General features: G+C 29.3%; 20 protein-coding genes. 8 read left to right on the top strand and 12 right to left on the bottom strand.

The annotated features are described in order from the left end of the window. Positions 1-195 precede the first annotated feature (195 nt). The 5 genes from IC213_RS07795 to IC213_RS07775 form a co-directional block, all read right to left on the bottom strand. Positions 196-2,241 (bottom strand): sigma 54-interacting transcriptional regulator, encoded by a 2,046-nt coding sequence (locus tag IC213_RS07795; protein WP_227862956.1) that lies wholly within the window; start codon positions 2,239-2,241, stop codon positions 196-198. Positions 2,242-2,438: 197 nt separating this feature from the next. Beyond that, positions 2,439-3,248 (bottom strand): alpha/beta fold hydrolase, encoded by an 810-nt coding sequence (locus tag IC213_RS07790; protein WP_227434340.1) that lies wholly within the window; start codon positions 3,246-3,248, stop codon positions 2,439-2,441. An 83-nt stretch (positions 3,249-3,331) separates the two neighbouring features. Continuing rightward, positions 3,332-3,865 carry a ferritin-like domain-containing protein gene (locus IC213_RS07785; RefSeq protein WP_227482050.1) on the bottom strand — a complete coding sequence of 178 codons (534 nt, stop codon included), beginning with the start codon at positions 3,863-3,865 and terminating at the stop codon, positions 3,332-3,334. A 179-nt stretch (positions 3,866-4,044) separates the two neighbouring features. Then, positions 4,045-5,394 (bottom strand): metallopeptidase TldD-related protein, encoded by a 1,350-nt coding sequence (locus IC213_RS07780; protein ID WP_227862955.1) that lies wholly within the window; start codon positions 5,392-5,394, stop codon positions 4,045-4,047. A gap of 11 nt (positions 5,395-5,405) precedes the next feature. Then, on the bottom strand, positions 5,406-6,788 hold the full coding sequence (locus tag IC213_RS07775; RefSeq protein ID WP_227862954.1) for a TldD/PmbA family protein: 1,383 nt from the start codon (positions 6,786-6,788) through the stop codon (positions 5,406-5,408). A gap of 231 nt (positions 6,789-7,019) precedes the next feature. Between IC213_RS07775 and IC213_RS07770 the strand changes: the two genes are divergently transcribed. The 7 genes from IC213_RS07770 to IC213_RS21290 all read left to right on the top strand — a co-directional run bounded on the left by IC213_RS07770 (position 7,020) and on the right by IC213_RS21290 (position 15,678). After that, complete coding sequence (locus IC213_RS07770) at positions 7,020-8,234, top strand: FAD-dependent oxidoreductase (protein ID WP_227862953.1); 1,215 nt, start codon at positions 7,020-7,022, stop codon at positions 8,232-8,234. 199 nt (positions 8,235-8,433) lie between these two features. Further along, on the top strand, positions 8,434-10,326 hold the full coding sequence (locus IC213_RS07765; RefSeq protein WP_227434335.1) for a sigma 54-interacting transcriptional regulator: 1,893 nt from the start codon (positions 8,434-8,436) through the stop codon (positions 10,324-10,326). Positions 10,327-10,593: 267 nt separating this feature from the next. Then, complete coding sequence (locus IC213_RS07760; RefSeq protein WP_227434334.1) at positions 10,594-11,568, top strand: 2-keto-3-deoxygluconate permease; 975 nt, start codon at positions 10,594-10,596, stop codon at positions 11,566-11,568. A 20-nt stretch (positions 11,569-11,588) separates the two neighbouring features. Beyond that, complete coding sequence (locus IC213_RS07755) at positions 11,589-11,864, top strand: UxaA family hydrolase (protein WP_009891186.1); 276 nt, start codon at positions 11,589-11,591, stop codon at positions 11,862-11,864. A 12-nt stretch (positions 11,865-11,876) separates the two neighbouring features. Further along, positions 11,877-13,040, top strand: coding sequence for a UxaA family hydrolase (locus tag IC213_RS07750; protein WP_227824348.1), 1,164 nt, complete (start codon positions 11,877-11,879; stop codon positions 13,038-13,040). Between the two features lie 448 nt (positions 13,041-13,488). Continuing rightward, positions 13,489-14,340, top strand: coding sequence for a cache domain-containing protein (locus IC213_RS07745; RefSeq protein ID WP_227862952.1), 852 nt, complete (start codon positions 13,489-13,491; stop codon positions 14,338-14,340). A gap of 6 nt (positions 14,341-14,346) precedes the next feature. Continuing rightward, a complete protein-coding gene (locus IC213_RS21290; RefSeq protein ID WP_227863006.1) occupies positions 14,347-15,678 on the top strand; it encodes a bifunctional diguanylate cyclase/phosphodiesterase in 1,332 nt (443 codons plus the stop codon). A 62-nt stretch (positions 15,679-15,740) separates the two neighbouring features. On the opposite strand, the gene IC213_RS07735 is transcribed toward IC213_RS21290, so the two are convergent. From IC213_RS07735 to IC213_RS07715, 5 genes are all read right to left on the bottom strand, one after another. Further along, complete coding sequence (locus tag IC213_RS07735) at positions 15,741-17,081, bottom strand: MATE family efflux transporter (RefSeq protein ID WP_227482043.1); 1,341 nt, start codon at positions 17,079-17,081, stop codon at positions 15,741-15,743. An 11-nt stretch (positions 17,082-17,092) separates the two neighbouring features. Further along, the gene (locus IC213_RS07730; RefSeq protein ID WP_227433986.1) at positions 17,093-17,875 is read right to left on the bottom strand and encodes an ABC transporter ATP-binding protein; all 783 of its coding nucleotides are present in this window, start codon (positions 17,873-17,875) and stop codon (positions 17,093-17,095) included. A gap of 14 nt (positions 17,876-17,889) precedes the next feature. Continuing rightward, positions 17,890-18,912: an iron ABC transporter permease gene (locus IC213_RS07725; RefSeq protein WP_227862951.1), complete on the bottom strand. Its 1,023-nt coding sequence runs from the start codon at positions 18,910-18,912 to the stop codon at positions 17,890-17,892. Between the two features lie 5 nt (positions 18,913-18,917). Next, the gene (locus IC213_RS07720) at positions 18,918-19,931 is read right to left on the bottom strand and encodes a FecCD family ABC transporter permease (protein ID WP_227433984.1); all 1,014 of its coding nucleotides are present in this window, start codon (positions 19,929-19,931) and stop codon (positions 18,918-18,920) included. 129 nt (positions 19,932-20,060) lie between these two features. Beyond that, positions 20,061-20,999, bottom strand: a complete 939-nt coding sequence (locus tag IC213_RS07715) for an ABC transporter substrate-binding protein (RefSeq protein WP_227862950.1) — start codon at positions 20,997-20,999, stop codon at positions 20,061-20,063. A 280-nt stretch (positions 21,000-21,279) separates the two neighbouring features. Between IC213_RS07715 and IC213_RS07710 the strand changes: the two genes are divergently transcribed. Further along, entirely contained in the window at positions 21,280-21,744 is a 465-nt protein-coding gene (locus tag IC213_RS07710) for a hypothetical protein (protein ID WP_227846026.1), read from the top strand. A gap of 122 nt (positions 21,745-21,866) precedes the next feature. On the opposite strand, the gene IC213_RS07705 is transcribed toward IC213_RS07710, so the two are convergent. Together IC213_RS07705 and IC213_RS07700 are read right to left on the bottom strand one after the other, a co-directional pair. Further along, positions 21,867-22,184, bottom strand: coding sequence for a PTS lactose/cellobiose transporter subunit IIA (locus tag IC213_RS07705; RefSeq protein ID WP_227433981.1), 318 nt, complete (start codon positions 22,182-22,184; stop codon positions 21,867-21,869). Positions 22,185-22,195: 11 nt separating this feature from the next. Beyond that, on the bottom strand, positions 22,196-22,348 hold the full coding sequence (locus IC213_RS07700) for a hypothetical protein (protein WP_227862949.1): 153 nt from the start codon (positions 22,346-22,348) through the stop codon (positions 22,196-22,198). Positions 22,349-22,350: the final 2 nt, after the last annotated feature.

The following is a 22,350-nucleotide window of genomic DNA, read 5'->3' as shown; positions in this document are numbered from 1 at the left end:
AATATAAATTTTAATTGCATACTAAATCTTTCAAAAATAAAAACAGTAGTAAAGTGATGATTTACTACTGTTTATTAGAAATAATATTTTTTATTTTTAATTTAATATTTTTAAAATTATCTCAATATTTAAAATAATTTTAATTATTTAAGATTATTATAGGGAGTTTTTAGGGGATTTTACATTTATATACCCCTATATTTCCCCCTTAAATTTTATATATGATATAAAATTCTTTGCTTCATCAGTTATAAAACTCCCTTGTTTTTTTACTCCAGATGACAGCAATCCATGATTTTTTAATTTATCTATTCTTTTTCTAATTTGGTCTACACTTAATGTCATACTTTTTTCTTTTAAGATTTCTTGTAATTTATTTCTTCCTAATGATATATTTTTATTATTCCAAGTTTCTATACTCATCAATATACAAATACTTTCATTAAAGAAATTTGATTGTTTGAAATCCAATATAATTGAATCAAAGTTTTCATTAACTAAAGTATTGTTATTTTCAAATTTAAATTGTTCCGGCAAATGCTCATAGTCTACTCTATCTTCCTCCACTATAGTGTCAATATAATAAATCAAATTCTTAAGCTCCCTTACATTACCTGGCCACTCATACAATTTTAATACTTGCATTGATTTTTCTGTAAAACATTTATTACTATTTATTTCATCCAAAAAATACTTACTTATAAGAGGTATATCTTCCTTACGCTCTCTAAGCCTTGGTATTTCTATATGTAATACATTAATCCTATAATACAAATCTTCCCTAAAAGAACCTTCTTTAATTTTTTTCTTTAAATCCTTATTTGTAGCAGCTATAATCCTAACATCTACTGGTATAATTTTACTTCCACCCATTCTCATAACTTCTTTTTCTTGTAAAACTCTCAACAATCTTTGCTGTACCTCTAGAGATATATCACCTATCTCATCTAAAAAAATTGTTCCTGTATGCGCTCTTTCAAATATCCCTATTTTTCCGCCTTTTATCGCACCTGTGAAACTTCCTTCTTCATAGCCAAAAAGCTCACTTTCAATAAGTGTATCTGACAAAGAAGATAGATTAACTGCAACAAACGGCTTGTCTTTTCTTAGAGATTCATTATGTATTGCCTGAGCAAATATTTCCTTTCCTGTTCCATTTTCTCCAAGTATCAACACAGAAAAATCTGTAGATGCTATCTTTCTTGCGATATTAATTTTTTCTTTTATTATTTTAGTCTCACCTACAACATTCTCAAATGTGTACTTTGATACAAATCCCTTTGTCTGAAATTTATTTTGAATCTTATCCTCAAGCATCTGAATTGCACTTATATCTTTAATGCTTATAATACTTTTTATTCGCTCATTATTTTCATACACATTTACTTTATTAATTATGAGTTTTTTGTTATTTAGGCTTACTACTTCATCACTGACTTCATCCTCTTGAAAAAATATTTTTTTGATAATTTTATCACTAAATAAATCCATAAAATTATTAGATATAATCTGATTTTGGTCTACTCCAACTAGATTAGAAAATACTTTATTGCAATATATAAACTTCCCTAATTTATCAATAGAAGCAATCCCTTCATCGATAATCTCCAAAAAACTCTTCATAGTTTTATTCATAGTTGTATAGTATCTATATCCACTTACTGTGTCTTCATTATATTTTTCTTTGATAATATGTAATTTATCTATAGATATATTAAGTTTTGTAAAGATTTCTATAACTGTATTTATATCTATTATTTTAGCACCTATATCTATTATTTGCTTTAAGTTCTGTGGTACTCTATTTCTACTTCCTGTAATAATTCCAATCTCATATTTAGACTTATCACATCCTGGATAATATGGTATTAAATTAATATGAATTAATCCTAATTTTCTAATTATCTTGGCTGTTTCATCTGCTGACTCTTTATAATCATCTATAACCATAACTTCAGAATCATTTTCTATACTTATTATCTGGTTTATATTTTCAATATTTATTGTACGATGTACTATTACAATAGGTATATTTTTATCGATATTATTGTGTATATGCTCTTTTATCTCATTATCTGAACACACTATAAGTTCATACTTTAATAGTTCAATATTTATGCTATCCATATAGACTAAATTATCTATATTACAAAATTCTCCAAATATATTTTCTAATTGTTTTGAGATATCTATATTTATTTTGTCATCAGTTGATACAAATAAAATATTATGTTTTTTCATACCATCACCTCCTGTTTAGTTAATATAGAAACTAATAATTTGGTCTATTGTAGCACTTTTTAAAAAAATTTTAAATCTTAAAAATCATATTTTATACTATTTGGTAATATTTTCTACTCAAAAATAAAATGGTATAGATTTTAATCTATACCATTTTATATAATATCACCATATTTTTAATTATTAATAAGATATTTCTATTCCTCTAAAAACTGCAAAAATTCTTGATTAAATAGTTTAAGTTCATCATAGAATATTGCATGACCGCTATACTCAAAAGTATATAAAGTTGAATCCTCTATTTTTTCATTCATAAAAACTGCAAATTCATATGGGCATACTTGGTCTAATTTCCCATGAAATATACCAGTAGGCACTCTTACACATTTTAAATCATTAAACAATTTTTCATCTCTTAAAGATACAGCTGTTCCAATAGTTCCAATACCTGATGCACTAAAACCAATGTCGTTAAACCACCTTCTAAAGCTTTCTGATGGATTCGATGCAAATACTTTTTCTCCAAAATTACTTACCATTTCTGGTCTATCAGTACATGCCTGAGCTATCAGTTTATTAACATCCTCACGTGTCATACCATATGGAAACTCTGGAGGTCTTTGTACAAACGATGGTGCAGCAGCAGCAAGTAATGCTAATTTTGATACTCCATAGCCATGAAACAGACTCATATATCTAAGTACAATTGCTCCTCCCATTGAAAAACCAACAAGGGTAAAATCTCTTAATCCAATGGCATGTACCACCTTATAAATATCATCTGCTAATTGGCTATAATTATACCCTCCTGATGTTGCAGCAGACTTACCAAACCCTCTTAAATCAATTGAAACGGTTCTATATCCGAGTTTTGGTAATATATTTGTTTGATATTCAAATATCTTATGTCCTAATGGCCAGCCATGTATAAAAAGTACTGTTTTTTTAGCACTCGGATTTAAATCATAAACTGCTATATTTATATCATTTACATATACATAATACATATCAATAGCAACTCCCTTCAAGAAAATGTATGATAGTCATTTTATATATATGAATAAAATGATGAATAAATAAACTTTCGAGTTTATCTGCAATACTTTTCTATTGCTTTTTTAAACAAACCTACATGGACCTTTTCATCTAAAATTATTCTATTTAATATAGCTTTTATATAAGGGTCTTCAATAATACTTATATCCTTGTAATAATTCTCAATAGCCACATACTCTAAATGTAAATCCGATTTTAATCTACTACAAATAGAATCTCCATAAAATACAAAACCACCATTCCAATATGCACCACAAGAACTTGTCGAACCTCTATATATAGGATTTCCACCCAATAATCTTATAGTCTTTGCTAATATCTCCATATGTAACATTTCTGTTATAGATATATTTATCCACATTTCACTCAGTTCTCTATAATTTTCATCTAAATCAAAGTCATGGTATAAGTACTGGGTTACACTTGTAAATTCACTCGCTACACCAGAATAATCATCCATTAATAGCTCTGCATAATACTTATTCGCCCCTAAAACTTTTATTTCTGGATACGGCTCATCACTTGAGTAGCCCTTTCTCTTGTGCATATCGTAATGTGCATCACTCATAATACATCCTCCTTTAAAATTAGCATATGATATTAATTGTATTCATCAAAGCTTTGACATATAACTTTATTAGGATAGTTAGGGTTTAATAAATAACTTAAATTAATAAAAAATCCATGCTAATAAAAATTAACATGGATTTATATTTACCTTTATATTTGTGCAATTATTTTCTGTATCTATTCATCTTTTCCTGCTACTGATAACTCTTTAATAACAACTGAAGGTGAACCTATACTACTCATTGGAAATTCTAAATCGTCTCCTATAACTTCAATATCTTTTAATAAAGCAAAGTAATTACCTGCCACAGTAATTTGCTCTACTGGAAATACTTTTTTACCATCTTTAATATAAAAGCCTTTAGCTGCTAAAGAAAAGTCTCCTGTTACTGAATTTGCCCCTGAATGAAGACCTGCAAAACTAGTAACCATCAATCCTTCACCTATATCTTTCATAATTTCATCTAGAGATTTATATCCTTTCTCTATATAAAAATTAGTTGGATATATGCTTATAGGTGATGAATATGAAGATTTTATTCCATTTCCTGTGGTCTTTATATTTGCATTATTAGCTGTCTTTAAGTTATGAAGTAAAGTTATAAGCTTTCCATTTGAAACAACTTCTTTTTTAAATGTAGCTACTCCCTCATCATCAAAAGGAGTAGATGCCATGCCATTTTCTAAAAGTGGGTCATCAACTATTGTAACTATAGGAGATGCTATCATATCTCCTTCTCTATCTTTCAACAAAGATAATCCTTTTTGAGCTGAATCTGCATTAAATATTCCAGAAAATGTACTAAGTAAAGATACCATAGCTTCATTAAACAATATAGTTTTATATTTACCTGATGGAATACTCTTACCATCTACTTTAGATAAAGCATTATCAACACCAAGTTTTGCTATCTCACAAGGCTTTATTTCTTCAATAGAATTTGCTATATTATATCCCACTCCATCATACTTTTGTCCATTGTCTTCTATGATAGGAACTACAAACCCTATAAGCATATTAGTTTTATTACTTAAATCGAGACCTTTAGTATTATATATACCATTACTTGATACAGAATAAGATATAGTGCATCTAGATAAATTTACTACCTTATCTGAATAAGCTTTAGTCTCTCTTTCCATTTCTAGAGCTAAATCAATCAACTTATCTGCTTCTAAATTTTCTAGCTCTTTAGAATAAGTATTTACATCATTATAGTGCTTATCACCTTCATATATAAATTGTACATCTTCATTTTCAATGGTATTTACTCCGTCTTTTACATTTTTTATCAACATATCAACAGCTTTATCATCTAAAATTTCTGTATAAGAATAACCTACCTTTCCATTTACCTTACCTCTAAAAGATAAACCAAAAGACTTATCAAGATTGTATTTTTCAACTTCTCCTTCATATATATTTATACTTAAATTTTCTCCTATATAATAATATACTTCACACTCTTCAAAGCCTTCACTTAGAGCCTTTTTAAATAATATATCCTTAAAACTTTTAAGTTCCACAATTATCCCTCCTATCTTCCACCTACAGTAATTTCTTTTACCCTTATCATAGGTTGACCTACATTAGTTGGTATACTTCCTGACGATGAACCACACATCCCCTGAGCTTGTTTTAAGTTATCACCAACCATATCTATATTCATAAGTACATCGCTGCCTTTTCCAATTAAACTAGCACCTCTAACTGGCTCTTGTATTTCTCCATTTTTTATCAAGTAACCTTCTGAAACTGCAAAATTAAACTCTCCTGTTACAGGATTTACAGACCCACCACCCATTTTTTTAGCATAAAGTCCATCTGGCATTGACTTTATAATGTCTTCCGGTTTATCTTCTCCAACAGCAATATAAGTATTAGTCATTCTCGAAGTAGGAGCAAATTTATAACTCTGTCTACGAGAACTTCCTGTAGGATTCATTCCCATTCGTCTACCATTAAGTTTATCTATCATATAAGACTTCAAAATCCCATTTTCAATCAGTATATTTTTTTGAGCTGGATTTCCCTCATCATCTATATTCATAGAGCCCCAGTAATTTGGTATTGTACCATCATCTATAGCTGTAATCTTTGTAGATGCAATTTGCTGGCCTAATTTATCTGCAAATACGGAGTTTCCCTTTGCAACTGATGTAGCTTCTAAAGAATGTCCACAAGCTTCATGAAATATTACTCCACCAAAGCCATTATCTATTGCTACCATCATATTACCTGCTGGACAATTTTTAGCATGCAACATAGTATGTGCTACTCTAGCTGATTCTTTTGCATAGTATTCTGGGTCTATATCTTCAAATATTTCAAATCCTTTACAACCTCCAGGTCCTTCAAATCCAGTTTGATTTTCATTACCTTTAGATGCAATTGAACTTATTCCCAGTCTGGTTCTTATTCTTCTATCTTCAACATATATACCTTCAGTGTTTGCAATTAATATTTTTTGGTCTTTATCTGAATAGCTAACACTTACTTGAGATATATCACTACTAAATTCTTTTGCACTCTTATATGCAACCTTCATAACATTTACTTTATCTCTATTACCTATTGAATTTGGATAAATTTTTATATTATGTATGTTATTTATTTTAATACTGTCATTTAATATTACACTTTTTCCATCTTCCAATTTACCTAATGCAACAGCAGCTTTATACGCTACATCCAACAAACTATTTAATGAATTGTCACTTGTATAAGCATATATACTCTTTAACCCTTTAAATATTCTTATTCCTATACCATAGGTTCTTCCACCTATTGCATTTTCTACCTTATTATCTATTAAGCCAATAGAATTATTTATAGTGTCTTCTTCAAAAATCTCAGCAAAATCTCCTCCAGTAACTAGACACTTTTCTAATACCTTTGAAGCAATATCTTTTGAAAGCATAAATTTACCTCCTATTTTAAATTTTTATTTAACTTTTATTCAATCTTTTTTACTTGTTAATCATCATTATATACCAAATTGCTTATGAATATATTATACATATGTTTTACACTAAAATGTTATCACATTTTTATTTATACATACCCATTTATATAAGAAATTAAAATGTATAATATTATTTACTATAGAAAATAATACACTCATACATAATAAATTTTAGGAGTGAAATATATGAATCAAGAATATGTAAAAGGTAAACCTATTTTTACCAGTATAAATAAAATTCCAAGACAATTTCCATACCTTACTGAGGATATTGATACAGATGTTATAATCGTTGGAGGCGGCGTAACAGGATGTATTTGTGCATACTATTTAGCTAAAAATAATATAAAATCAGTTATCCTTGAAAAAGGAAGGATTGCGCATGGAAGTACTAGTGTAACCACATCACTTTTACAGTATGAATTGGATGACAATTTGATAGATTTGACAGAAGTAATGACTCTAACTGATGCCTTAAAAGCTTATAATCTTTGTGTATCAGCACTTGAAGAGTTAGATAAATTTATAGAATTGCATGGAAATAAGTGTGATTATGCAAAAAGAGATACTTTACTTTACACTGCCAATAAACTTGAAATAAAAGCTATAAAAGAAGAATATGATTTAAGAAAAGAAAATGGATTTGATGTTGAGTATATTGATGAATCTACAAATCCTTTTGGTTTTGATTTAAAGTCAGGATTGATAGCAAAAAATGGTGGACGAGAACTAGACCCATATAAATATAGTCAGCATCTCATTGATGTAAGTCTAAAAAAAGGTCTTGAAGTATATGAAAATACAGAAGTAAAAAAAATAGACTTTTCAAATGATAAAGTAACAGCTGAAGTGTCTTATGGTTACAAAGTTTATGGCAAAAAACTAATTGTGGCTACAGGATATAATACAAGTTTATTTACAAATAGAAATTTTGCAACTAAATCTAATACCTTTAATATAGCTACAAAACCACTTAAAGATATTGATTCTTGGAAAGACAATATTCTGATTAGAGACAATTGTGACCCATATAATTATCTAAGAACCACTAAAGATAATAGATTGATTATAGGTGGCGAAGATGTAGACTTTAGTGATATAGAAGATGAGGCTTTAGCAAATAAAAAATATGATATTTTAGAACAAAGGCTAAAGGGCATGTTTAAGGATATAAAAGATATACAAATTGAGTACAAGTATTGTGGTTGCTTTGCTTCTACTTTAGATAACTTAGGTTTTATTGGACCTGATAACAAAAACCATAACTTATGGTACTGTTTAGGCTATGGAGCTAATGGAATACTTTTTGCAATATTAGGAGGTATAATGCTTAGTAAGCTATACCTTGGAGAAGAAGATAAAAATATGAGATTATTTAAGGTAAATAGATTTGACAAATAGATGTTATTATATATTAAAAGACTGTACTAAAAAAACTTTAGAATTCTAAAATCTTATTTTTAGGCAGTCTTTTATAATAATTTATTTAAAAATACTTTATTTAGAATTAAATATAAAGTAAAATATTAAAATATCACTGATAAAATTTAGTTATGATAATAATCTTTAAGTTTATTTGATGAAATATGGAGGAATTATTATGAAAGAAATACTTGTTATTGCTCCTACTAAAGGAACCTATGAAAAATCGATTCACATAGTAAAAAAATATAAGTATACAAACATTGATGTTGTATTTGGTAATTTAAAAGAAGGAATACCACTCGCCGAAAAAAGTATTAACCATGGTACTAGAATTATCATAAGTAGAGGTGGAACTTACAATATGTTAAAAGAAACATATAACATACCTATAGTTGAGATTAAAGTAGATGCTTATGATATTATAGAAAGCTATAAGGAAGTTAAAAATTCAAATGAACCATTTGGGATAATTGGATTTAATAATGTTATATATGGCTTTGATATTATAGAAGAAATATTGAATAAGAAAATAACGATGATTGAAATTGAAAAGGAAGAAGAAATTTATGATGCTATAGAAAAATATAGAAAAAAAGGCATCAATACATATATAGGTGATACTACTGTTGCACATATTGTTGAAAGACTTAATTGTAAGGGAATATTAATTGAATCTAGAGAAGAAAACATACTTAGAGCCATTCAACAAGCTGAACAAATACTCGACGCAACTAAAGATGAGCAAAAAAGAAGATTACAGATAGAAGCTATGACAGATTTTGTACATGATGGAATAATAACAGTTGATAAAAATTTTAAAATCACATTATTTAATAAGAGTGCTGAAAAAATATTTGGTATAAAAAAAGAAAATGCACTTTATCATAATGTTATAGATGTTATTCCAAACACAGTTTTACCTCAAGTAGTTGAAACCATGGAACCACAAATTGGTGAAATACAGAATATAGGAAGTACAAAAATCATTACAAATAGAGTTCCAATTATCGTTGATGGTCAAATTCAAGGAGCAGTTTCTACATTTCAAGACAGTAAGGAAATAAGTTCATTTGAGCATACAATAAGAAGAAGTCTATTAAACAAAGGTCTATCTGCTAAATACACATTTGATGATATAATCTATGCAAGTGAAAAAACAAAAGACTGTATAGAAGTTGCAAAAAAATATGCTTGCTATGATACTCCAATGATTATTACAGGGGAATCTGGTGTTGGCAAAGAGTTATTTTGTCAAAGTATTCATAATTATAGCAAACGTAAAAATGCTCCTTTTGTTGCTGTAAACTGTGCTGCAATACCTCCATCTTTAATAGAAAGTGAGTTCTTTGGATATGAGGAGGGCTCATTCACAGGAGCAAGAAAAAAAGGAAAAACAGGTGTATTTGAATTGGCACATGAAGGAACAATCTTTCTCGATGAAATAAGTGAAATTCCAATTGAACTTCAAGGAAGATTATTAAGAGTCTTGCAAGAAAAGCAAGTTATGAGAATTGGTGGTGATAAAGTTATTCCCATAGATGTAAAAATAATTTGTGCTTCAAATAAAGACTTAAAAGATATGATGCGTGATGGTTTATTTAGACGAGACCTTTACTTTAGAATAAATATATTAACATTGTATCTTCCTTCACTCAAGGAGAGAAAAGAAGACATCATAAAATTATCAGAATTTTTCATAAAAAAATATTCAGCTAAATACAATAAGATACCTTTAATTATCACTCCAAATATCAGACAAGCTCTTCTTGAAAAAGAATATGAAGGAAATATAAGAGAATTAGAAGGAATAATCGAGAGAGCTGTTATTATAGAATCATTTGATTCAATTTTATCAGAAAAATACAATAGTGAATATGCAAATACTATAAATGATACAGATAAGGCTGATTTTAAATGTAATAACTTAGACTTAAAAACACTAGAAAAGAAATATATCTATAAAGTCTATAATGAAAATAATAGAAACACTACAAAAACTTGTGAAATACTAAAAATCACTCGCTCCACCCTATGGAGAAAGTTAAAAGAAATTGAAAGTGATGTTTAAAAATAATACATATATAATATATCGAAACGTTTTATGTTTAATTTTAATACATAAAACGTTTCTTTATTTCTATTTAAAATTCTACTACATAATAAATAGATTATTTTTTTTGCTACATTTTTCCATATAATTTTTTTAATCTAAGCAATCTACAGTATTTTATACGAATATTAAAAATACTTATAAAAATAAAAACTATATAACACCTCTATTGGCATAGTAATTGCTTTTAAATACTTATATAAAAATTAAAAGGAGTGATACTAGATGCATATCTTAAAATCGGTGAAAAAGATACCAGGAGGACTTATGGTCTGTCCCCTGCTATTGGGAGCACTATTTAATACAGTATGTCCACAGGCTCTTGAAATTGGAGGATTTACAACTTCCTTATTTAAAACTGGTGCAATGAGTATACTTGCTCTATTTTGTCTATGTAATGGCGCTCAAATCAACATAAGACAAGCAGGCAAACCTTTGACTAAGGGCATAGTACTCACGGCAACAAAATTTGTAATTGGTGCAGTACTAGGTATTATTGTTAGTAAATTCATTGGGCCTAAAGGCATAATTGGTATTACACCTCTTGCTATAGTTGCTACTATGACTAATTCAAATGGAGGTCTATTTGCTGCTCTTGCTGGTGAATATGGAGATTCTACAGATGTTGGTGCTATATCTATCTTATCTCTAAATGATGGTCCATTTTTTACGATGCTTGCCTTTGGAGTAACTGGACTTGCAAATGTGCCTATAGTAGCTTTATTTGCAGCACTCATACCAATATTACTTGGATTTATACTTGGTAATCTCGATGAAGATATACGAGAATTTCTTGCACCTGGTACAACATTGTTAATACCTTTCTTTGCTTTTCCTTTAGGAGCTGCATTAAACTTTAACCAAATTATAACTGCTGGATTCCCTGGAGTTATACTAGGTCTTGCTGTAACTCTAATAACAGGTATGGGTGGATATTTTGTAATGAAACTTATACGTGCAGAACATCCAGCAGTAGGTGCAGCTACTGGTACGACAGCAGGTAATGCGGCTGGTACTCCTGAAGCTTTAGCCGCTATTGACCCTACACTTGCTACAATCGCGGCTGTTTCAACAGTACAAGTTGCTGCAGCTATCATTGTTACAGCAATATGCTGTCCAATGCTCGTCTCCTATTTGGATAAAAGAGAAAAAAGAAAAAAAGCTATTTTTAAAACAAATAAAAACATAGAAGTAAACTAATATTTTTAGGAGGTAAAAATATGAATGCAATTATTCATGCAAATGAAAAAGACAATCTAGTTACATGTGTTAGACCTTTAGTTAAAGGTGAAAAAGTTTCAATTGATGGAAAATCTTATATAGTAAATGATAATATTCCTGTTTTTCATAAAATGGCTACAGAAGATGTGAAAAAGGGTGATGTTGTTTATAAATATGGAGAGATTATAGGAATTGCAACAGTTGACATAAAAACTGGTGACTATGTTCATGTACATAATATTGAAAGTACGCGTGGTCGCGGAGATAAAAAATAGGAGGTAATAAAAATGAAATTAATGGGTTATTTAAGAGAAAATGGACAATATGGTATTCGTAATCATATTTTAGTTATTCCAACATCTGTCTGTTCAAGTGAGACAGCTACAAGAGTTGCAGCACTTGTTCCTGGAGCAATAGCTATCCCACACCAACATGGATGTTGTCAAATTGGCTCTGATATAGAGCTTACAGAAAAAACATTGATAGGATTTGGTAAAAACCCTAATGTAGCTGCTGTTTTAGTAGTTGGACTTGGATGTGATGGTATTCAAGCAAAAGATTTAGCATCTGAAATATCTACAACAGGAAAAAAAGTTGACTATGTTGTTATACAAGAATGTGGTGGAACACTAAAAGCAATAGCTAAAGGTGCTGAAATAGCAAGTCAGATGGCTCGTGAAATATCAAAAGAAGTAAGAGTTGAATTTGATATGAGCGAAATTACATTGGCACTTGAATGTGGTGGTTCTGACCCAACAAGTGGAATTGCATCAAACCCTTCAATAGGAATTGCATCAAATCTTCTTATAGATGAGGGTGGCAGTAGTATATTAAGTGAGACTACAGAAGTAATTGGTGCAGAACATTTATTGGCTACTCGCTTTGAAGATGAAAACATGAAAGAAAAATTTCTTAAATTTGTAAATGATGTAGAAAAAAGAGCAATTACTATGGGAGAAGATTTACGTAGTGGTCAACCTACTCCAGGTAATAAAGCTGGTGGATTATCAACAATTGAAGAAAAATCACTTGGCTGTATGTATAAAGCAGGGAACAAACCATTCAAGGGTGCTCTTGAATATGCTGAGATTTTACCTTCAGATAAAAAAGGTTTATATTTTATGGATACTCCAGGTCAAGATATAGATTCTATCACTGGTATGGTGGCAGGTGGTGCACAGATTGTAATCTTCTCAACTGGTAGAGGTACTCCAACAGGAAGCCCAATTTCGCCAGTTATTAAAATTACTGGAAACAGTGATACATACAATAAAATGATAGATAATATCGATATAAATGCAGGTAGAATTATAACAGAGGGCGCTAAAATTAAAGATATAGGTAAGGAAATATTCGATGAAATAGTGGAAGTATGTAATGGTAAACACACTAAAGCTGAAAGCCTTGGCCATAGAGAATTTGGTATTTACAGAATTGCATCTACTTTCTAGTTTGTAATAAATATAAGGTATTGTTTTATGAATTCAATATTTATACATATACTATAAATTAAAAATCTTTTATAAATGTTTTTTCAACCTCAAAAAGGACTGTATCAAAATAGTTAAAATAATTTTGAAAACAGTTCTTTTTTTATTTATAAAATATTCTAATTCATAACAATATTATTTAATTAAATTCCAGTATAAATTATAAGAATAGCTTCTCTACTTTTTAAAATAATTTACATAAGAATAGACGTAAAGATAAAATTTAGTACCTTCACAGATAGAAATATTTGGTATAATATGTCTGAGAGGAGTCTTCTTTGTAAGCCAATAAAGGATGGAGGATGGAACATAAAAAATGTATACTAAAAGCGTACAAAATAAAAAAATAATAATTACCTTATTACTAACACTCCTTATAATTGTGTCCTTAGTTTGTGTTTCTTTTGTTATGACACTGCGTAAAGTAACTCATCGTGAAACAGAGCGGTATCTTACAGAAATCTCAGAGAGTGTCTCCACTACAATTAATGAAAAATGTAAAAGTATATTTAAAATATTATACTCTATAGGAGATACTTACTTTCAGTTTAGTGATAACAATAAAAATGTCACTGAATATTTATCTAAAAAATCAAAATTACTGAAGTTTGATTGGTTAGGTGTTGCTGATTCTAGTGGGAATTTTATAGGCACTGATGAAAGTACAGGTAATGTTAGAGGGCAGTATTTTTATAGAAAAGCTCTTCAAGGTGAAGAGACAATTACTCCAATCAAATCTCAATCTGGTATATATGGAATTTTATATTCTGTACCACTTTATAAAGATGATAAAATAACTGGAGCTATTACTGCTTGGAATACTCTTGATACTATGAGAACGTTACTAAGCGTGGAGAGTTTTGGTGGTGAAGGATTTTCTCAAATCATTGACAAAAATGGAAATTTCATTGTAAGTTCAGACAACAAAAACGCACCAAAAAATGTTGTGAACTTTTTTGACACAATTAAAAAACATGGAAGCTATACTGGTAAAGATACTCTTAGAGAAATGAAGACAAATTTAAAAGAGAACAAAAAAGGTTCTATGTACTTTACATTGGATGATGGTATTTATAAAGCTATGCACTATGTTCCTCTGGAAGAGGAAAATCTATATCTACTTTCAATTGTTCCAGTAAAGGTAGCAAATGCACAGTTTGATTTACTTCTAAAAAAAGCAGTCTTTATCAACATTTTAATTATTATATTATTTTTATTACTTATCCTATTAATTATATTTATAAATCGCAAAAATAGATAACAACTTATAAAAATCGCCTATGTAGACCCTGTAACTAAAGGCTATAGTAAGGCACGTTTTGATATGGAAGCTAAAGCAATCATAGAATCAACTTCAGCAGGAACCTATTCATTAGTATCTATAAATATTAATAAATTCAAACTTATTAATGATTCTTTTGGTAGTGATGCTGGAGATAAAACATTAAAATATATACATGATGTAATTGCTAATTATTTGGAACGAAAAGAATTACTTTGTAGAGTTTCTAATGACCAGTTTAATATTCTTATTAAAACTATTTCACAAAAAGAAATTCTTAAGTACATAGAAAATATTACAAATGATATTAACAGTTTCAACAAAGATAAAGAATGTAAATATTTTATAGCTCTTTCTATAGGTGTCTATAAAATTGATGACCCAAATATACCACTAGTATCAATTCAAGACCGTGCAAATGTAGCACGAAAAAACATTAAAGGAAATACTGTAACTCATCCACTTTACACATGTGTATTTTATAGTGATTTAGAACGTTTGAGAATGCTTAAAGAAAAAGAAATGGAAAATAGAATGGAAGAAGCATTAGATAATAATGAATTTGTAGTCTATCTCCAACCTAAAGTAAACCTTAAAAACAATAATATTGTAGGTGCAGAAGCATTAGTGCGATGGCAAGACCCAGATAGAGGTCTTATTCCACCAAATGATTTTATTCCTTTTTTTGAAAAAAATGGCTTCATCATCAAACTTGACCATTATGTGTTTGAAAAATCGTGTGCCATGATACGAAAATGGATAGATAATGGGGAAACTCCAATACCTATTTCAGTTAATTTTTCACGTGCTCATTTAAATAATAAAGATTTTTTAGAAAAATACAAAACAATTCGTGATAAATACGATGTCCCTGCTAAACTTTTGGAAATCGAATTAACTGAGACACTCATCTTTGATAACTTACAAATGTTACTCAATGTAATAGACCAAATCCATGAGGAAGGTTTTCAATGTTCACTAGATGATTTTGGAAGTGGATATTCTTCACTTAACATGCTAAAAGAAATAAAAGTTGATACTCTAAAACTTGACCGAGCATTTTTTAGTTCTCCCAACGCAGATAATGTATCTGAAAATTATGTAATAGAATCTGTAGTTGAGCTAGCAAAAAAATTAAATATGAATAGTGTATCAGAGGGTGTTGAAACAATCTTACAGATGGAATATCTAAAGAAAATTAATTGTGATATGATACAAGGATATGTTTTTTCTAAACCTATACCTCAAGAAATATTTGAAAAAATGACTTTTGGAAAAACACTAGATGAAGTCAATACAAACGATGCTGTAAAATAATATCCTGTCTCTATAAAATGATTTTAATCATTTTGAGACAGGACTTTTTATTTTTCAACATTTTATGCTTGATTCATCTTAAATTCTCGTCTTAAGAACAATAATACAATTATCATAGCAATAAAATCTGCAATTGGCTGTGCTAACCAAACTCCATCTAAATTAAATCGAATTGGAAGTACAATAATTAATGGTATAAATAAGATAAACTGTCTCAAAAGAGTCAAAAACATAGAATGTTTAACTTTACTCACACATTGAAAATACACAGGCCCAACAATAGAAATCCCCATTATAGGTAAGGTGATTAAATTTATATTTATACCTCTTACAGCTATTTCCATTAGATTTGAATCTTTATTGAATATGCCAACAAATACTTCAGGGTATACCTGCACTACTAAAAATCCAAAAGATAATATAACTATAGATACTATGATAGACAATATTAAGGTTTTCTTTGCACGTTCAAATTGCTTTGCTCCATAATTATATGATATTATAGTTTGCATACCTTGATTTAGACCAAATACTGGCATCATAAACATCAATAAAATAGATGTAAGAGCTGTCATAGCTCCAATAGCTAAATCTCCACCATAAGCCTTTAGAGAGTTATTAGTAAATACATGAGTTATACTTATAGCTACTTCCATTGCAAATGGTGTCATACCTATTGCAAATATTTTTTTTATTATATTTGTATCTAATTTTAAATTGTATTTTTTTAATTTTAAATTAGATTTTCCTCTTATAAAATAATGTGCTACCCAAGTAAACACCACTACTTGACAGAGTACAGTTGCTATAGCTGCTCCTTTTATACCTAAGTTAAACACAAATATGAATATTGGGTCTAATATCAAATTTAGTATACAACCTACTATCATTGTTCTAGCTGCTAACTTAGGATTTCCCTCTGCTCTAATTGCATTATTTAAAGAAAATGCAATTAGATTAAATGGAGTTCCAACCAATATAACACTCATATAGTCTTTTGCATAAGATATTGAATCTTTGCTTGCTCCCAAAAGAAAAAGTATGTCTTCTAAAAAAACTAATCCTAATACAGTTATAATTATAGAAATAATTATAGATAGTGTAAGGGCATTACCCAATATTTTTTCCGCTTCTTTTTTATTTCTTTCTCCTAGCTTTATAGACAAGCTTGTACTAGCACCTACTGATACTAACATTCCAAAAGCTATTATCAGTGTAAACACTGGCATAGTTACACCAAGTCCTGCAATAGCTATAGACCCAACTCCTTCCATAGAACCAATAAAGGCTCTATCTACTACATTGTAAAGCGATGTTACCATCATAGCTATTATTGCAGGTATGGAGTATCTAAATAATAAAATCCATATTTTTTCATGTCTTAATGCTTCTTGATTTTCCATGTTGTCACCATTTATACCATGTCATAAGTTATACAAATTGGTTTATTTGTCCTTGGGTCTGTAGCTATTTCTGCATCGATATTAAACAACTCCTTCAGATTGTCTTTTGTCATAACATCGTATGCATTACCTTGACAAACTATCTTACCTTTCTTAATACCTATCATGTGGTCAGCAAATCTTGCTGCGTTATTAAGTTCATGTATTACCATGACAATAGTTCTTCCTTGTTTTTTGTTTAATTCCTCTAATAATTTTAGTATTTCTAATTGATGAGCTAAATCTAAATATGTTGTAGGCTCATCTAACAAAAGTATATCAGTCTCTTGTGCCAAAGCCATAGCTATCCATGCTCTTTGTCTTTGTCCGCCTGACAAATCTTCCATATTTCTATCCTTAAATTCTGAAATTCCAGTAACTTCTAAGCTCCAATTTACAATATCTCTGTCTTCTCTACTAGAATTTCCAAATCCACTTTTATGAGGGAATCTTCCATATGAAATTAGCTCTGAAACAGTAAGCCCGCTAGGAGCTTGAGGGCTTTGTGGAAGTACAGCCATACTTTTCGCTATCTCCTTAGATTTTTTCTTATATATATCTTCTCCATTTATATATATACTTCCATTTTTAGGGCTAATAATTCTCCCTATTGTTTTAAGTATTGTAGACTTTCCACAACCATTAGCCCCTATTATAGTAGTTATTTTTCCTTTTGGTATATTTAAATTTAAATCTTTTATAATATCTGTATTTCCATATGATACATTTAGATTTTTAGTATTTATACAATTCATAGTAACACCCTTTCCTAATCATTTGACAACATTAAATAAATAAAGTATGGTACTCCTATTATGGATACAACTATACCTACTGGTATTTCTATAGGAGCAAGAAGATTTCTAGATATAGTATCTGCCACCAAAAGTAATAATGTACCTATCAGTGCTGATACTGGTATTAGTCTTTTATGTCTCGAACCTATTATCTTTCTTCCTATGTGTGGTGCTATTAAACCTAAAAACGAAATACTACCTGCTACTGATGTTGATACACCAGATAAAATTACTGCATATATTATGAACCTTCTTCTTTGCTTCTCCACATCTACACCAAGACTTGTAGACACTTCATCACCTAAGTTCAAGACATCAATATACTTAGCCTTATATATAGTTATTCCCATAAAAATCACTATAAATGGAAGTACAGCTATTACATATTTCCAACTAGTTCCCCAAATGCTACCTGATGTCCATACCATAACTCTATTAAATTCTTGTGTTGTAAATTTCAATTGAAATATCGTCAAAATTGAAGTAAAAGCTATATTTACACCTATACCAATCAGTAGTAACCTTGATGAATTTATTCCACCTTTCCATGCAAGAGAATATATCAAAAATGCTCCAAACAAAGCTCCTACAAGTGCAACAACTGGCATTGTAAATACAGTGAGATTACTCATACCTTCATAAACATTACCATTCATAAGATATATATAAACTACTACAAATAATGCTGCTCCTGAATTTATACCCAAAATTCCAGAGTCAGCCAAATCATTCTTTGTAACTCCTTGAAGTATTACACCTGCTGTTGATAATGCTGAACCAACCAATAAAGCTATTATTATCCTTGGCAATCTCAGTTTAAATATTGCAATTTCATGATTACGTTGACCTTGTCCTATAAAAGTCTTTATGACATCCATTGGTTCTATAGAAAATGAACCTAAATTTAAACTAACTAGAAAAGCAACAAAAATAAGTACCATTAAAATTGAAATAACAAGTAAAGTTTTAGAATTTGTTTTTATAATATTTTTCATAGCACCTATTTATTCCCCTTTCTAACAAGATATATAAATATTGGAACTCCTATAAGAGCTGTTATAGAGCCCACTGGAGTCTCATATGGAGGATTTATCATTCTACTTAATATATCCGTATATACAAGTAGCACAGCTCCTAGAACCAAAGAACTTGGTATTATATACTTATAATCTGAGCCTACTATTCCTTTAGCTATCTGAGGAACTATAAGACCTATAAAAATAATATTACCTGATACTGAAACAGATGCTCCAGTCATTAATATTACTAATACTATACATATAAATCTAACAATGTCAGTTTTTTGCCCTAACCCTATTGCCACTTCTTCTCCAAGACTTAGGATAGTTATTCTTGGGGCCATAATCATAGATAGGATAAATCCAATACCTCCAACTATAAATAATAGTTTTATCCCTTCCCACGTTACGCCTACAAGTCCTCCTGATATCCAAAAACTTAATTGCTGAGATAGATTAAAGTACATAGATATTGCAGAGGCCAAAGAAATTAACAATGTACCAAGAGCTACCCCTGCAAGAGCTAATTTTACATTATTAACTCTTCCTCTTGATTTTGAACTTACAAAATATATAAATAAACCACTTATACTTGCTCCAATAAATGCAAATATCATTACACTAAAGTTCCCATGTATAAGTTTAGGAAATTTTTGTTGAAGTACTAATGATATTGCAATAGCAAATGTAGCTCCCTGTGTAATTCCTATAACAGAAGGTTCAGCTATAGGATTTCTTGTTATTCCTTGCATTATAGCACCTGAAACTGCTAAAAATCCTCCAACAAGTGCTGCTGCTATTGCCCTTGGAAGTCTAACATCCTTCACTATTCTCATATTTATTCCATCTTCCATATTTATTAAACTACTTATAACAGTCGATAGATTCATATCTTTAGCCCCAATAGTTATGGATAATACAATTCCAAATACAAGTGCAACTATACTTATTAATATCAACGAATAAGTCAGATTTTTTTTACTAAGTGTAGTCAATTATCCTACCTCCTTTTCCCTTTTAATTCTAGTGCAGTAATATATTTATTAAGTATTTTATGATTTTAAACTTATTAAAAATAGGTGTGAAAAATGAACATCATTATCTCACACCTAATAAGTTAAGAATTACTTTGTTAATTCATTTTTAACTGATTCTAATAACAACTCTTTTCCAATTGGATTATATGATTGGCTGAAAAATGGAGCTGCATCAAGTATTGTTACGTTTCCATCTTTTACTGCTCTCATTTGAGCCCATATAGCACTATTTTCTAAATCTTTTTTATCTGATTCTGTAGCTATCACAATTATATGGTCTGCATCTATATCTGTAAGACCCTCCATACTTACCATTGGCAATGTTATTCCATCTTGCTTTGGCATATTTTTAGGTCTAGCTAATTTCATATCATCATTAATTAAAGTTCCAATTCCTCCATCACTAAACACCATAAATTGTCCCGAACTTGCTAATACTGGTAAATAAGTTTTTTCTCCATTTTTTTCTACAACTTCTTTACCTAGTTTTGTAGCTTTTTCATCATACTTTTGTAACCAATCCTTAGCTTCGTCTTCTTTATCAAATATTTTTGAAACATCAGTTAACTTACTTCTCCAGTCATTTGCATAATCTTTCATCATGACTACAGGAGCTATTTCTTTTAATTGGTCATAGATTTTTTCTTGTCTTTGACTCATTATTATTAAATCTGGATTTGCTTCTAATATAACTTCCATATCCATAGTATCCATCATAGAGTGACCTACTATCTTTACATCTTTAAGTTCTTCTCTTATGTAACTTGGCAATTTATCAGTTTCATATGAGTCTACATTTGCTGTTGCAATAGGTTTATGACCAGCTATTAACAATTCCTCACTACTTCCTGATATATCAACTATTTTTTTAGGATTTGATGGTATCTTCACCTCTCCCTTAACAGATTGTACAACTCTTGTATCTGATTTTTCTTTATTATCTGTGTTACTATCTGAACATGCTGTAACAAGTACTAACGTAGTTATAATAGATATAAATATTGCTAATGATTTTATTTTTTTCATGATTATTTCTCCTACTTGTTTATTATACTTACATGATATTGATTATCATAAGCACATATTTATTATAGCATTTTTCTAGTTTTAGTCAATATTATTTTGCAAAAGGATAAAAATTCCTAATTAATCTTAATTAAATATACTATAGATAAGGTTTTCTTTCATTGAACAATAAATTTTATATCTGTTCTTTATGTAAATATAATAAATAGAATGACTTTTCAGTTAAACAATGATAAAATGCAAGATACAGAATAGTAATTTAGTAAGGAGGATTTAAAGCGTGGTACATTTAGTATATTGTGATAATGCAGGTAAAAAAGGAGAAAAGGTATTAGATAAAATTTTAGCTGGAACGAAGACAATGGTAATTAGAGGTGCTGCTGGTAGAAAAATACCACATAGCAGAGTATTTCAAGAAGAGTTACTTTATTTTATGGAAAAAGGAACTTCAAGAATTTCTGCAAAAGCTACTGTTAAAAAAGTAGACAACTATATTAAATTAACAGAAGACGAAATTTGTAAAGTTCTAGATGAAAATCAACCAAAACTAAATTTATCTGATAAGCAAAAAGTTCGTTGGCATAAAAAATGCTTATGCTTAGTTGAATTTGAAAATGTTCAAGAAATAACACCTCTTGATTTCGACCATCAAGGAAATATGGATGATTGGCTTATTATTGAAAAAATTGAAGATGTAGTTGTAGGTACTAGTATACCTTACAATTACGAGAAATCTAAATTTTAGAACATTAATAAAAGAATAATAAATTGCTAAGTTATAACTTTTTAACATATTTTAATAAAAAAGAGTGTTTTTAATAATTATAGAAATTATTAAAAACACTCTTTCATAATAGTTAAATTAGACTACTTGCTTTCCAATCTTTCATACAAATCTACAAATTCTTCTGCTAGTTGTTGAAAGTTCATAGATGTCATTAAATGGTCTTGTGCATGAACTAATATAACACTCATTTCAGTTTTATTACCACTAGCTTCATTTTGTATTAACTCTGTTTGGAACTTATGTGCTTTATGAATTGACTCTTTTGACTTTTCAATACACTCTCTAGCTTCATCTATATTTCCGTTCTTTGCTTCTTTTATAGCTTCAAAAGCTAGACCTTTTGCATCGCCTGCAAATCCAATTATTCCAAAAGATATTTCTATCATCTTCTCATCCATCTGTATACCTCCTAAATATCTCTATAGCTTGATATGACTAATCCATTTTCTCTCAAAAACTCTTTGACTTTTTTAGATGTAAGTATTTTATGCTCTTTTGTTCTATCAATTGCATAAGATGTAGAATTTAAAATATAATCATCTAAAAAAGCTGGGTGAGACATAA

This window comes from Clostridioides sp. ES-S-0049-02 (assembly GCF_020658465.1).
GTDB lineage: Bacteria > Bacillota > Clostridia > Peptostreptococcales > Peptostreptococcaceae > Clostridioides.
The sequence above is the reverse complement of the archived record's forward strand: the minus strand, read 5'-3'. Positions and strand labels throughout refer to the sequence as shown.